This is a genomic window from Pseudomonas sp. B1(2018), from assembly GCF_003097365.1.
Classification (GTDB): domain Bacteria; phylum Pseudomonadota; class Gammaproteobacteria; order Pseudomonadales; family Pseudomonadaceae; genus Aquipseudomonas; species Aquipseudomonas laurylsulfatiphila.
In genome coordinates, this window is the sequence record NZ_PYUK01000005.1 from 329,497 (window position 1) to 342,325 (window position 12,829).

General features: G+C 61.7%; 11 protein-coding genes. 1 reads left to right on the plus strand and 10 read right to left on the minus strand.

Going from position 1 to position 12,829, the window contains the following annotated elements; translation table 11 throughout:
* Positions 1 to 172: 172 nt before the first annotated feature.
* Genes C9422_RS10675 through lexA form a run of 4 tightly spaced genes read right to left on the minus strand, consistent with a single transcriptional unit; the run spans position 173 to position 5,904 of the window.
* Entirely contained in the window at positions 173 to 3,271 is a 3,099-nt protein-coding gene (locus tag C9422_RS10675; RefSeq protein WP_165824764.1) for an error-prone DNA polymerase, read from the minus strand.
* A complete protein-coding gene (locus C9422_RS10680; RefSeq protein WP_007973326.1) occupies positions 3,247 to 4,662 on the minus strand; it encodes a DNA polymerase Y family protein in 1,416 nt (471 codons plus the stop codon). The genes C9422_RS10675 and C9422_RS10680 overlap by 25 nt, the downstream gene beginning before the upstream one ends.
* Before the next feature lie 7 nt (positions 4,663 to 4,669).
* On the minus strand, positions 4,670 to 5,287 hold the full coding sequence (imuA, locus tag C9422_RS10685; protein ID WP_116580638.1) for a translesion DNA synthesis-associated protein ImuA: 618 nt from the start codon (positions 5,285 to 5,287) through the stop codon (positions 4,670 to 4,672).
* The gene (lexA, locus tag C9422_RS10690; RefSeq protein ID WP_116580639.1) at positions 5,287 to 5,904 is read right to left on the minus strand and encodes a transcriptional repressor LexA; all 618 of its coding nucleotides are present in this window, start codon (positions 5,902 to 5,904) and stop codon (positions 5,287 to 5,289) included. Before lexA ends, imuA begins: the two co-directional genes overlap by 1 nt.
* Positions 5,905 to 7,143: 1,239 nt before the next feature.
* On the opposite strand from lexA, the gene C9422_RS10700 reads away from it, so the two are divergent.
* A complete protein-coding gene (locus C9422_RS10700; protein WP_116580641.1) occupies positions 7,144 to 7,863 on the plus strand; it encodes an ATP-binding cassette domain-containing protein in 720 nt (239 codons plus the stop codon).
* Between the two features lie 64 nt (positions 7,864 to 7,927).
* Here C9422_RS10700 and C9422_RS10705 read toward each other — a convergent pair whose 3' ends face one another.
* From C9422_RS10705 to C9422_RS10735, 6 genes are all read right to left on the minus strand, one after another.
* On the minus strand, positions 7,928 to 8,206 hold the full coding sequence (locus C9422_RS10705) for a DUF971 domain-containing protein (RefSeq protein WP_116580642.1): 279 nt from the start codon (positions 8,204 to 8,206) through the stop codon (positions 7,928 to 7,930).
* Positions 8,203 to 9,165 (minus strand): HEAT repeat domain-containing protein, encoded by a 963-nt coding sequence (locus C9422_RS10710; RefSeq protein ID WP_116580643.1) that lies wholly within the window; start codon positions 9,163 to 9,165, stop codon positions 8,203 to 8,205. Before C9422_RS10710 ends, C9422_RS10705 begins: the two co-directional genes overlap by 4 nt.
* Positions 9,162 to 10,010 (minus strand): ABC transporter ATP-binding protein, encoded by an 849-nt coding sequence (locus C9422_RS10715; RefSeq protein ID WP_116580644.1) that lies wholly within the window; start codon positions 10,008 to 10,010, stop codon positions 9,162 to 9,164. Before C9422_RS10715 ends, C9422_RS10710 begins: the two co-directional genes overlap by 4 nt.
* Positions 10,010 to 10,792 (minus strand): ABC transporter permease, encoded by a 783-nt coding sequence (locus C9422_RS10720; protein ID WP_116580645.1) that lies wholly within the window; start codon positions 10,790 to 10,792, stop codon positions 10,010 to 10,012. Before C9422_RS10720 ends, C9422_RS10715 begins: the two co-directional genes overlap by 1 nt.
* A 140-nt stretch (positions 10,793 to 10,932) precedes the next feature.
* Positions 10,933 to 12,339: an ABC transporter substrate-binding protein gene (locus C9422_RS10725; RefSeq protein ID WP_165824765.1), complete on the minus strand. Its 1,407-nt coding sequence runs from the start codon at positions 12,337 to 12,339 to the stop codon at positions 10,933 to 10,935.
* 236 nt (positions 12,340 to 12,575) lie between these two features.
* Positions 12,576 to 12,821 (minus strand): ferredoxin family protein, encoded by a 246-nt coding sequence (locus C9422_RS10735; RefSeq protein WP_003180418.1) that lies wholly within the window; start codon positions 12,819 to 12,821, stop codon positions 12,576 to 12,578.
* Positions 12,822 to 12,829 lie beyond the last annotated feature (8 nt).

A 12,829-nucleotide genomic window follows, 5' to 3' on the forward strand; every position in this document is an offset into this window, starting at 1 on the left:
GAAGATCAAAAGATCGCAGCCTCCGGCAGCTCCTACAGAGGTTGCAGTAGGCGCGGACAGGCCGTCACCCTTGAAGGTTGCAACCACTTGCCCATGATCGAACGCCCTGTGGCAACAGGGCAGCTACTCACCGACTTTGCTGCCGACACTCAACGCCCTGAAGCCCTGTGACTCAATGAAAGTCCCGGCTACGCACAGTGATGCCATCGAGCAACACACTCAGGTCACTCAAGCGTCCGGCTATCAGATGCCGGACCTCGCCCTCCTTCTCCCAGCGCCCATCGACCTTGAGCAGCTGCGAGCCGACCAGCACCTGGCGTTGGCGCTCGGCCAGGTCGCGCCACACCACCACGTTGACGTTGCCGAACTCGTCCTCGAGGGTGACAAAGGTCACGCCGCTGGCGGTGGCCGGGCGTTGCCGGCCGGTGACCAGCCCGGCGACGCTGACCGGCCGACCGTGCTCGACGTCCAGCAATTCTTTCGAACTGCGGCAGCGTCGCGCCTTCAACTCACCCCGCAACAGGGCCAGCGGATGCGGCCCGAGGGTGGTGCCGACACTGGCGTAATCGGCTTGCAGGTCCTCACCCACGGTAGGTTTGGGCAGCGCCACCGCATCCTCCTCCTGGCTCGGCAGGCCGGCAAACAACCCCAGCTGCTTTTGCACCCCGGCCACTTCCCAGCGCGCCCGGTGGCGATCGCCGGCCAGGCCACGCAACGCGCCGGCATCGGCCAGTTGCTCCTGGGCGCGGGCATCGAGCCGCGCCCGCCCTCCGAGGTCGGCGATGTCGGCGAACGCGCCTTGCGAGCGGGCCGCTTCGATGCGTCGGGCATCGTCCTCGCGAAAGCCCTTGATCATGCGTAGCCCCAAGCGAATCGCCGGTTGCGCACCGCTGATCGGTTCCAGGCTGCAGTCCCAGTCACTGGCGCGCACGTCCACCGGGCGAACCTGCAAATGATGACGCCGAACGTCCTGCAGAATCTGGTCCGGGCTGTAGAACCCCATCGGCCAGCTGTTGATCAGCGCACAGGCGAAGGCCGCCGGCTCGTGGCATTTCAACCAGCAACTGGCGTAAGTCAGCAAGGCAAAGCTGGCGGCGTGGGACTCGGGGAAACCGTAGCTGCCAAAGCCCTTGATCTGCTCGAAGATCTGCGCGGCGAACTCGGCGGTGTAGCCGTTTTTCTTCATGCCGGCGGCCAGCCGCTCCTTGTGCGGTTCGAGCCCGCCGTGGCGTTTCCAGGCGGCCATGGAGCGGCGTAGCTGATCGGCCTCGCCGGGGCTGTAGTCGGCGGCGACGATGGCGATCTGCATCACCTGTTCCTGAAACAGCGGCACGCCAAGGGTGCGCTTGAGCACCACTTCCAGTTCCGGCGACGGATACGCCTCCGGCTCTTCCTTGTTCCGTCGCCGCAGGTACGGGTGCACCATGCCGCCCTGGATCGGCCCCGGCCGAACGATGGCGACCTCGATCACCAGATCGTAAAACGTCTTGGGCCTGAGCCTCGGCAACATCGACATCTGCGCCCGGGACTCGATCTGGAACACGCCGATGGTGTCGGCCCGACCGATCATTTCGTAGGTGGCCGCATCCTCGGCCGGGATGGTCGCCAGGCTCAGGTCCTGGCCCCGGTGCCGGCGCAGCAGATCGAAACATCGACGAATCGCGCTGAGCATGCCCAGCGCCAGGATATCGACCTTGAGCAGGCCCACTGCGTCGAGGTCATCCTTGTCCCACTGGATGATGGTGCGCTCGGCCATGGCGGCGTTTTCCACCGGCACCAGACTGTCCAGCGGCTGCTCGGAAATCACGAAACCGCCGGGGTGCTGGGACAAATGCCGGGGGAAGCCGATCAACTGCCCCGTCAGGCTCAGCACCCGGTGCAGCACCGGGCTCTCTGGGTCAAAACCACCTTCACGCAGGCGTTCGACAGGGGGCGTTTCATCGCTCCAGTGACCGCAGCAATCGGCCAGGGCGTTGATCTGGTCCGGCGGCAAGCCCAAGGCCTTGGCCACATCCCGTACCGCACCGGCGGCGTGGTAAGTGCTGACCACCGCCGTCAGCGCGGCGCGGGCCCGGCCATAACGCTGGAACACGTACTGCAAGACTTCTTCGCGGCGTTCATGTTCGAAATCGACGTCGATGTCCGGCGGTTCGTTACGTTCCCTGGACAGAAAGCGCTCGAACAGCAAGGTGGTGCGATCCGGATCGATTTCGGTGATCCCCAGGGCGAAGCACACTGCCGAGTTGGCGGCAGAACCACGACCCTGGCAAAGAATCTGTTGCTGGCGGGCAAAGCGGACGATGTCGTGGACCGTCAGGAAATAACTTTCATAGCCCAGTTCGGCGATCAGTTGCAGCTCTTTATCGATCTGCACCAACACTTCGTTTTTCGGCCCTTTTGGCCAGCGCCACTCGATGCCCTCCTCGGTCAAATGACGCAGCCACGAGGTGGCCGAGTGCCCTTGCGGCACCAGTTCGCGAGGGTATTGATAACGCAGCTGGCCGAGGTCGAAGGTGCAGCGCCGGGCAATGACCAGCGTTTGCGCCAGCAAGTCTGGCGGGTACAGCGCCTGCAGCACATCGAGACTGCGCAGATGGCGCTCGCCGTTGGGGTGCAGGCGCAACCCGGCATCGGCCACCGGCAGGTGGTGACGGATCGCGGTCATGGTGTCCTGCAAGGCCCGTCGTCCGCGTGCGTGCATGTGCACATCGCCACTGGCCACGGCGGGAATTCGCAGTTCCCGAGCCAGTGTGAGCAAATCGTTCAGGCGTTGCCCATCGTCCTGACCGCGATGCAACTGCACCGCCAGCCACAGGCGTTCGCCGAAGACCTGCTGGAGCCAGTGGCCCTGTGCAAAGGCATCGACAGCGTCCGGCACCCACAACGCCAACAACCCCGGCAACGGTTCGCCGAAGTCTTCGCGCAGCACCTGATACTGGCCTTTCTGCGTGCGGCGCCGGGCGCGGGTGATCAATCGGCAGAGCGCCTGATAGCCCTCGAGGCTCTCCACCAGCAGCACCAGTTTCGGCCCGTTCTCGATGCGTATTTCACTGCCGATGATCAGCGGCAACTCCACGGACTTCGCCGCTTGCCAGGCACGAACGATGCCCGCCAGGGTGCATTCGTCGGTGATCGCCAGGGCTTGGTAACCCTGTTTTTTCGCGCGCTGGAACAGCTCGAGGGCACTGGAGGCACCACGCTGGAAGCTGAAGTTCGACAGGCAGTGCAATTCGGCATAGTCGCGGCTCATGCGAACCAGCCCTGCAACCACAACGGGCCGTCCTCGCCGACCGCCCGGTAGGCCCAGCCCTGTTGCCCGGCACGGGTTTCGATCAGGTAATAGTCGCGGCGTACGTCGTCACCGTCCCACCAGCCGGACTCGATACGCTCCGGCCCCATGAGGATGCGCGCCGAGCCCTGGTGCACGGCCAGCGGCTCGGTCAGCAGCCAGCCCGGCCGCTTCACGGCGCCCAGCGCTGCGCACGGCTGGCTGTCGGCACTGGCCTGCCACGCGCACTCGGGGCGATGATCGGCCTGGAAGCGCAAGCCATGCACCGCATCATCCCCCAGCCGTGCCCGCAGGCGTTCGCGCAGTTGCTCCCAGGGCAAGGACTGCTGCGGGCGATCGTCGAACAGCTCTTGATGCTGGGGCACGAAGGTCGGCAAATCCTCGGCACACAAGCGAAAGCCGCGCACCGGCGCCTCGACCTGGACTTGCTCCAGCCGCCCCCGGGCCAGTTCGAAGAGCATCGCCGGATCACGCTCGGCGCTGAGCAGGCCGACCTTGATCAGCGTATCCGGCAACCCGGCGTGCTCCAGATGCAGGTCGAAACGCTGTACGCCGCTGTCGCGACCGCAGAGGAACGCCGACAGGTCACCCGTCAACCGGCGCAACGGAAACAGCAGGGCTTGATGGGACTGCACATCGAAATTGAGCTCGATACGCACATCGAAGCGGTCCGGCGGCAGGTAAAAGGCCAGCGCCAGCCGCCGCGTGCCAAGCAACGCATCCAGATGCTTGAGCACCTGGGCCTCGAAACGCCGGGCCAGGCTATGTCGGGGCAACGCCTGCACCTGGCTCAAGGTGCGCAGGCCCATGCGCGACAAGGCCGTGGCAACCTGTGCTTCGAGGCCGATCCGGTCGACGGGCATCTGCCCCAGGTGATGCTGCAAGGCTTGATCATCCGGTACCACCAGGCCGTCATAGGCGTTGGCCAGCACCCGCGCCGCCACCGGGTTGGGCGCGGCCACGATGCGGTGCCGAAACCCCAGTTCGCCGAGCTCACGGCGCAAAAGCGCTTCGAATTGCGGCCAGGCGCCAAACAGGCCAAGACTGGATTCGATCTCGAACACCACGGCCCGGGGGTAATGCACGCTGACCTGGGAACTGAAGCGATAGGCCCAGGCGGCGAGAAACTGCTGCCAGCGCTCGATTTCACTGGCGTCGTATTCAGCCGTGGCAAACCCCTTGCTCAAGGCCTGTGCCGCGCTCATGGACTGACCGGGACGCAAACCCAGCGCCCGCGCCGCAGCGTTGACGGCCTGCAGCACCCGGCGCTGGGCCGGGCCGGTCAGCAACGCCAGGGGTTCATCAGGATCGGTGCGCTGACGCAATGCCGCGTCCAGCGCCAATTGCGGGAAAACAATGCAGACCCAGCGCATGGCAACCTCAATGCCCCACGGCGAAGGCAATCGGCGCCGGACGGACCAGGCCGCCGCGGCACTTGAGCACGCGCAGCTGTGCCGGCCGGGCATCGATGGCGATGCGCAGGGCCGCGGGCGAAGGGTTGATCGCTTCACTGAGGGGACGATAGGCGAAGGCCAGGGTCTGGCCGGTTTCCGCCGCCACCTGCAAACGACGCAAGGCGCGGTCATCGGCCTTGTGCGGCCAGCACAGCACCGCGCCGCAACTGCCCGAACGCAGGCATTGTTCCGCGGCCCACAGCGCATCGCGCTCACTGGCCCGGATAATCGACAGCTGACGCAGATCGACCCCGGCGCCCTGCCACGCCTGGGGATACGGCACATAAGGCGGCGCCACCAGCACGATGCGTTCGCCCGCCGCCGACAGCCGTGCCAGCGTCGGCCACACCAGTTGCAACTCGCCCACGCCCTGCCCGGCCAGCAGGATTTCCGTCAGCGCCGCCTCCGGCCAGCCGCCACTGGGCAATGCCGCGTCCAGCGCGGCATGCCCGGTGGGCTGCGGGCTGGCGGCCGGCGGCGCAGGCCGGCCCCTCCAGACCTGGCCGCCATTGAACAGCGTATCCAGCGCAACGACGGCACCCATCAGCCTTGCCTCACCAGGCCACAGAATACGCCTTCGATGGCCAGGTCCTGATCGGCGTGCACAATGATCGGCTGGTAGGCCGGGTTGCGCGGCAGCAGGCGAACCACATCGCCGACCCGCTCGAAGCGCTTGATGGTGACTTCACCGTCGAGCCGCGCCACGACGATCTGGCCGTTGAGCGCCTCGGGGTTGCGATGCACGCCCACCAGATCGCCGTCGAGAATGCCGTCCTCGATCATCGAATCACCGCGCACCCGCAACATGTAGTCCGGCACCCGCGAGAAGAGCGACGGATCGAGCAGCAAGCGGCTATGGATTTGCGCATCGACCCCGATCGGCGCACCGGCCGCCACCCGACCAAGCACCGGGATGTCCAGCAACTCGGGACGCGGTGGCTGCCCGAGCAGGCGAATGCCCCGGGCCTGATGCGGGTTGACCTCGATAAACCCGGCTTCGGTCAGCGCCAGCACATGCTTGCGCGCCACACTGCGGGAGGCGAAACCGAACGCCTCGCTGATCTCGGCGAGGCTCGGAGGCTGACCGTGCTCGGCGATACGATCGCGGATGAAGATCAGGATGGCGGTACGGCGGGGAGTCAGAGTCGTCATGGAGTACATTTGTACTCTTTCGGCATTTACCTGGCAAGGACTTGTAGGCGCTGTCGAGTGAAACGAGGCTGCGATCTCTTGAGGCCAGAGCAAAAAGATCGCAGCCTGCGGCAGCTCCTACAGGAGGCCGGTTCAGTCCACGGATAAAACCTGCCGCTCGTCGCCTTTCTGAAAAAATCAGCATTTGAAGAAAATAAAAATCCATACAAAAGTACAAAACGCACACTTACTCCTACAGAAATACTTTACTCAGAATAGCAAGATCATTTCTGTGTGCCGAAAACTAAACCACCGTTTCAAAAAGGAATTCCACGGATCCACATTTGAACCCGCACCCACTAGAACCATTAAGCTTCCCAATCACATGTAGGAGATATCTTAAAAAGCCATAAGACCCCCCTACAACATCACTTGCACCCAACGCCAAAATCAACTAATCAATACCCAGCAGCAAACCACAAACGAAAGCCAACTAAAAAAAACAACCTCAGGGTGGCACCATTCAATGACTAAAAACATTTTACCCAGAGTGCTCTCCCTAACCTCCATATTCATCAAAGAACAACTAAAAGAACCCATCGCCTTTTTCTGGATCATGATATCCCCTTGTGCAATGTTCTATTTTTTTGCAACAACCAGGCAAGACCCCAACTATTTCTCCAGCCATTACATTACGATTTCGGCATGGTTTTATGCCTACATCTCTTCAAGTGTCGCACTATTCGGATTCGCCTTTTACATAATCGGAAGAAGGGAAAGCGGATTCACTCGATCATTCATTTACTCCAGGGAATCAAAACTGATTTTTCTTTTATCGCATTTCATTGCCTACTCGCTAATATCAATATCTTATTGCGCAACCTTTTACTTGACGACCAAGCTTCCATTTGGAAACTACGCCCTCAATGAACTACTGAATCTCGCACTACGCTTTTACATCTGCTTTATCATGTTTTGTGCTCTCGGGGCTGCCTTCTCATTGCTACCGATCAATTTTCAAAACTCGAACACTTTGCTTTCCATTTTTTCGTTCTGCATGTTGATCCTCGGAGTAATGAGTGCCAGCAGACCAACCCCCATCACCGACGCTTTGAACCTCGCAAATCCACTGACACTTGCAAGCCAAATAATGGAACAAGGCCTTGAATCCAACAAATTCATCACAGCTGCAATAGTTCTTTTGTTTATTTTTGTACTTTACAAAACGTTCAAACACCTAAGAATAAATCCCGTATGGAGCCGGTACTGATGAAAAAATTCACGGCGCAGAACATTGACTTCTCCTATACAGACACGCCCCTCTTGACCCAGGCATCTCTTGAGGTCGCTCAAGGCGACGTTGTCGGCATTCTGGGGCCCAACGGATCTGGAAAAACAACTTTTTTCGATATCGTCTGCGAGCTTAAAAAAGCAAAGTCCGGCTTCATAAAAAACGACTTCAGTCGCTTTTTATACCTTTCCCAGATCATCTCCACTCCCCCACCGCTGCGCATGCGCGACATTTTTAAAATGGTATCTGCGCTGTCATCAAACGAGCCCATGACACAAGATAAAATCCTGAAAAAACTAAGTGCCTGGAGCCCAGCGATAGTTGACCGATACCAAGACATATGGAACAAAAAGTCATCGCTATGCAGCTACGGAGAGACACGCTGGTTCTTTACGCTTTCCCTTCTTTCAATTTCTGCAGACTTTGTGATTCTCGACGAACCTACTGCCGGTGTAGATCCCGAATTTCGTCACTATATCTGGCAATGTCTTCACGGCGCTGCCAGGGAGGGCACCGCCATTCTGGTTTCCTCGCACAATGTTGATGAAGTCATTAACCATTGTGATTATTTTTATATGATCAGCCAGCAACGTTTCAATCGCTTTAACAACGGCCGTGAGTTCATGCAAAAGTATGGAGTAAAGACTGTGGACGATGCGTTTATCCGGGCCGTTACTGAACCTGTATTCGCAACATAAACCACTGGAAGCGTACGGGGGAGCTGCCGCAGATCGCGACAACTCCCGAGGAATGGAATTCGATTCAGTCGGTAAGTCCAGCCAGATACGCCCACGGATAAATCCCCCGCTCATGCCCATCGCTGAAGACCAGTTGCAGGCCATAGCCCTGCGGGTTCAGTTCGATTACCCGAACCCGGGCATCCACCAACGGCACCATCCCCCGCATACGAAAGGCCCGGCACTGCGAACATGGACACTGGCGACGCAACTCGGCGTGGTCCAACCACTGTTCGCGGCCATCAGGCCAGTTCAATCGCAGCTGCTGCCTACTCTGCGAATTACCCACCGCCAGCGGATTCATTGCAGTTGACTCAAGGCAATGCGCACGGCCTTGCGCACTTCAGGGTCGCCGTCGTGTTGTGCGGCCTGCAATGGCGCAATGGCCCGTGGGTCGTTCAGTTCGCCGAGGGCCAGCGCGGCTTCCTTGCGCAGGTTGCTGATGCGATGGCCGAGGGTGTCGATCAGCGCTTCGAGCGCCGGTCCATAACGCAAGCGACCGAGGCTGCGGGTGGCGCGCAGACGCACCTGCCAGTAATCGTCGCCCAAGGCGTCGACCAGGGCCGGGCCGGCGTCGGGGTGGCCGACTTTGCCCAGGGTGGTGGCGGCTTCTTCCCGGACTTGCCAGGCAGCGTCCCGCAAGGCCTGGCGCAAGGCCGGCAGCACCAGGGTGTCAGACGCCAGGCCCAGCGCCCCGGTGGCGGCCCGCCGCACGTCGGTGTCTGGGTCGGCACTGGCCAACCGCGCAAGTGCCGGTAAGGCATCAAGCTGCTTGAGCCAGCCGAGTACGCCCACCGCCTCGCGGCGCACGCTGGCGCTTTCATCGTCCAATGCCCGGGCCGCCGCTGCGGCAGCATCGGGGCAGCGCAACTCGCGCAACGCCCTGAACGCGGCAATGCGTACGCCGCTGTCGGCGTGCTCGGTCCATGGCAGAATGACCCGCCCCGCCGCTTCGCTCTTGAGCAGACTGAGGCTTTGTGCAGCGGCCGCCTGCACCGCCGGGGATGGATCCGTCAGGGCCTGGCACAAGGCTTCGACCACGGGCGGGTCCTCCCAGGCTTCCAGCAACCGGGCGGCTTCGGCGCGGACCTCGGCCATCGGGTCTTCGGCCAGTCGATCGATCAACCATTGCAGGCCGTCCGGCTCCTCGAGATCGGCCAGTTCGATCAGCGCGATCCGGCGTACGCCGGGGTCGTCATCGGTCAGCCGTGGTTGCAGGGCCAGAATGTCGTCGTTATCGGTTACATCGAATAGTGAGGTCATAGGGCAAATCGCGGCAGTTTGTTTTCAGGGGGAAGTCCGAGCGGGTTCAGGCGCGGCAGTTGCCGGCCGTCTTCGTGCCGCAGGAATTCAAGGCAATGGCGTTTCAGATGCGAGAATTCAGGACGGGTCATCAGCTCCGTGCTGCGCGGCCGGGGGAAGTCCAGGCGCAGGTCTTCGATGATTCGCCCGGGGCGTGAGCTCATGACCAGCAAGCGGTCGGCGAGGAACAGCGCTTCGTCAATGTCATGGGTGACAAACACCACGGTGGTGCGGATGCGCGTCCAGATGTCCAGCAGCAGTTCCTGCATGTTCAACCGGGTCAGGGCATCGAGGGCGCCAAAGGGCTCGTCCATCAGCAACAGGCGCGGACGGTTGACCAGCACCCGGGCGATTTCCACCCGCTGCTGCATGCCGCCGGACAATTGGTCGGGCCAGCGCCCGGCAAAGCCTTCGAGGCCCACCAGGGCGAGGATTTCATCCGCCGCCTTGAGCCGTTCGACCTTGCCGACGCCACGCATTTTCAGGCCGAACGCCACGTTGTCACGCACCGTGCGCCACGGAAACAGCGTGTGCTGCTGGAACACCATGCCCCGTTGTGGCGATGGTCCCGACACCGGCGCGCCATCCACGCTCAAGCTGCCGGTGCGCGGTTGCAGGTGGCCGGCCAGCGCCCCGAGCAAGGTGGATTTACCGCAACCGGACGGCCCGAGGATGCACACGAATTGCCCTGGCTCGATCTGGCAGTCGAGGCCCTGCACCGCTTCGAAAGCGCTGTGGCCCTCGCCCAGGCTGATCGACAACCCGCGGATATCGATACGCCCTTCCAGGTGTTGAAAAACGCTCATCAGGCTTTTCCTCGTGGTCGATGCCAAGGCGTGAACAGCCCGCCCAGGCGCTTGATCAACAGGCTGCTGCCCATACCGAGCACGCCGATCAGCAACATGCCGACGACGATGTCGGCGTAGTTCTGGATGGTGTAGGACTCCCAGGTGTAATAGCCGATGCCGAATTGGCCGGAGATCATTTCCGCCGTCACCAGGCAGAACCACGAGGTGCCCATGCCGATGGCCAGGCCGGTGATGATGCTCGGCGCGGCGCCCGGTAGAACGACCTCCAGCAGGATGGCCCGGCGCCCTGCGCCGAGGCTTTTCGCCGAGGCGATCAGCCGTGGGTCGACGCCTTCGACGCCGTGCACGGTGTTGAGCAGGATCGGGAACAGGGCGCCGGTGAAGGTGATGAACACCATCGACAGTTCCGACGAGGGAAACATCAGGATCGCCAGGGGAATCCATGCCACGGCCGGGATCGGTCGCAGGACTTCCAGGGGCGGCAGCAACAGATCTTCGGCCCATTTCGAGCGGCCGATGGCCAGGCCCAGGGCCACACCGATGATCAGCGCCGCGAGGTAGCCGGCGAATACCCGGCCGAGGCTGCTGCTCAGGTGCTGAGCGAGTTTGCCCGAGTCGCCGAGGCCAAGGGCGGCTTCAATGACCGCCAAGGGTGTCGGGACGTTGGCGAAGGTCACCAGGCCAAGGTTCCAGTGGTGGCTGGCGGCAAGTTGCCAGAACAGCAGGCAGAGCAGCAGTGAAGCGGCTCTGGGAATCCAGCGTAAGAATGATCCGGACATACACATTTCCCGAGGGCAATCACAACCCCTGTAGGAGCTGCCGAAGGCTGCGATCTTTTGACGGCTTCACGATTGCCGAAGAGCCCGATCAAAAGATCGCAGCCTTCGGCAGCTCCTACAGGGACCGTGGTGTTTGGGGGTTAGCGGGTGGCTACGGCCTGGGTTGTGGCATCGGTGAAGTCGAATACCTTGCCGCCCTGCGCCGTGGCGAACTGTTGGGCCTGGCCTTTGAGCAGGAAGGCGCTCAGACGCCCCTTGGCGTTGGTGGCAAACCACGCCTGATCCGCCAGCAACTTGATCCCGCTGTCGCTGGCCTGGGTGTACACCGCGCGGATGTTCTTGCCTTCCTGTTTCAACGCTGTCAGCGCGGTAAATGCCGATTCCGCCGAGGCGTACTGACGGACTTTCGGCTCGCCACGCACCCAGATTTCCGCCACATGGCTGAAGTCGGTGATGGCTTTGCCGCTTGCCGCATCGACGGCCTTGAGCGGCGTCTGCTGGTAATTTCCAAGCTGCGCGCTGTAGTCGAGGTTCGAGGCTTTGAAGGCGGCGCGAATGTACTGGTCGTCGATGAAGGTGTTGAGATCGAGACCGCGATCGGCCTTCTTCAACAGCTTCAGGGTATCGATGGCGGTGCCCACGGCCTGGCGGTATTCCGGCTTCCAGCTCAGGTCGCGGGTCTGCACGCCGAGGGGGCCATGGAACAGGTAGTTGACCTCGGCATCGACCCCGGTGACCTTGGCGATCAATTCGCTGTATTTCTCAGGTTCAGCCGCCAGCAGCTGGTTGGCCTCGATGCTCGCCCGCAGGTAGGCGACGACGATTTCCGGATACTTTTTCGCATAGGCCTGATCCACCAGCGCACCGTGGAAGGTCGGCGCATCGGCCTGGGAACCGTCATAGATCTTGCGGGCGAAACCACGGCTGGGGAACAGCTCGGCGAAGGGTACGAAGTCGGCGTGAGCATCGATCTTGCCGGCCTGCAACGCGGAGCCGGCGACTTCCGGCGGCTGGGCGATGATGTTCACGTCCTTGAGCGGGTCCCAGCCCTGGGCCGCGACGGCGCGCAGCAGCATGCCATGGGCGGTGGAAGCGAACGGCACGGAAATGGTCTTGCCCTTGAGTTCGGCCAGCGACTGCACGCCCGACGCACTCGGCACCACGATGCCGTTGCCACTGCCCTGGGTGCTGCCCGACAACACGCTGATGAACAGACTGTGCTTGCCCGCCGTTTCGAAGGCCACGCCGTTGAACGCACCGGGGAAATCAGCCATGGCGCCGAAGTCGAGTTTGCCGGCGACCATCTCGTTGGTCAGCGGTGCGCCGCTGGTGAAGTTTTTCCACTGCACCTCGTATTGGGCGTCTTTGTAGGGGCCGTCGTGGGGCAGGTATTTGTCCAGCAGGCCGAGTTCGCGAATCAACAGGCCACCGGCGGCGCAGTTGATGGTGGTGTCCTGGGTGCCGATGGCAATGCGGATGGTTTCGGCCGAGGCCGACAGGGTGAAGGAAGCCAGTACCAGACCGGCCAAAGCTGCACGCAACATCATGAGTGTTTCCCCTCGAATCATTTATTGGATGTTCGTCTCCGCCACGATCAGGGCGTGGTGGGAAACGAGGGGTGTTCTGGATCAGGCGTCCGGTGGTGGCCGGATGGCGTTTTGGGTTGTCAGGGCTGGCCTCATCGCTGGCAAGCCAGCTCCCACAGGTTTCTCTGGTGTCTGCAAATCAAGGTTCACCACAAATCCCTGTGGGAGCTGGCTTGCCAGCGATGGCGTCCTGTCAGTCAGCGCAATAAATAAGGGATCTCCACTTTCACCGCCCCGGTCGGGCAGTCCTTTTCACAGGGCATGCAGTACCAGCATTCGTCGAACGCCATGTAGGCCTTTTGCGTGGCCGGGTTGATCGCCAGCAGGTCCATCGGGCAAACGTCGACGCACACGGTGCAGCCTTTGTGGGCGATGCATTTGTCTTCATCGACCGTGACCGGTGCGTTGGAGCGGAAGAAGATTTCCTGGGGTTGGTAAGCCATGTTCGGTC

Excerpts from the sequence above, each read along its gene's own strand:
- C9422_RS10680 (WP_007973326.1), bottom strand. The coding sequence starts at position 4,662 with ATGCGCTGGGTCTGCATTGTTTTCCCGCAATTGGCGCTGGACGCGGCA.
- imuA (WP_116580638.1), bottom strand. The coding sequence starts at position 5,287 with ATGGGTGCCGTCGTTGCGCTGGATACGCTGTTCAATGGCGGCCAGGTC.
- lexA (WP_116580639.1), bottom strand. The coding sequence starts at position 5,904 with ATGTACTCCATGACGACTCTGACTCCCCGCCGTACCGCCATCCTGATC.
- C9422_RS10700 (WP_116580641.1), top strand. The coding sequence starts at position 7,144 with ATGAAAAAATTCACGGCGCAGAACATTGACTTCTCCTATACAGACACG.
- C9422_RS10705 (WP_116580642.1), bottom strand. The coding sequence starts at position 8,206 with ATGAATCCGCTGGCGGTGGGTAATTCGCAGAGTAGGCAGCAGCTGCGA.
- C9422_RS10710 (WP_116580643.1), bottom strand. The coding sequence starts at position 9,165 with ATGACCTCACTATTCGATGTAACCGATAACGACGACATTCTGGCCCTG.
- C9422_RS10715 (WP_116580644.1), bottom strand. The coding sequence starts at position 10,010 with ATGAGCGTTTTTCAACACCTGGAAGGGCGTATCGATATCCGCGGGTTG.
- C9422_RS10720 (WP_116580645.1), bottom strand. The coding sequence starts at position 10,792 with ATGTCCGGATCATTCTTACGCTGGATTCCCAGAGCCGCTTCACTGCTG.
- C9422_RS10725 (WP_165824765.1), bottom strand. The coding sequence starts at position 12,339 with ATGATGTTGCGTGCAGCTTTGGCCGGTCTGGTACTGGCTTCCTTCACC.
- C9422_RS10735 (WP_003180418.1), bottom strand. The coding sequence starts at position 12,821 with ATGGCTTACCAACCCCAGGAAATCTTCTTCCGCTCCAACGCACCGGTC.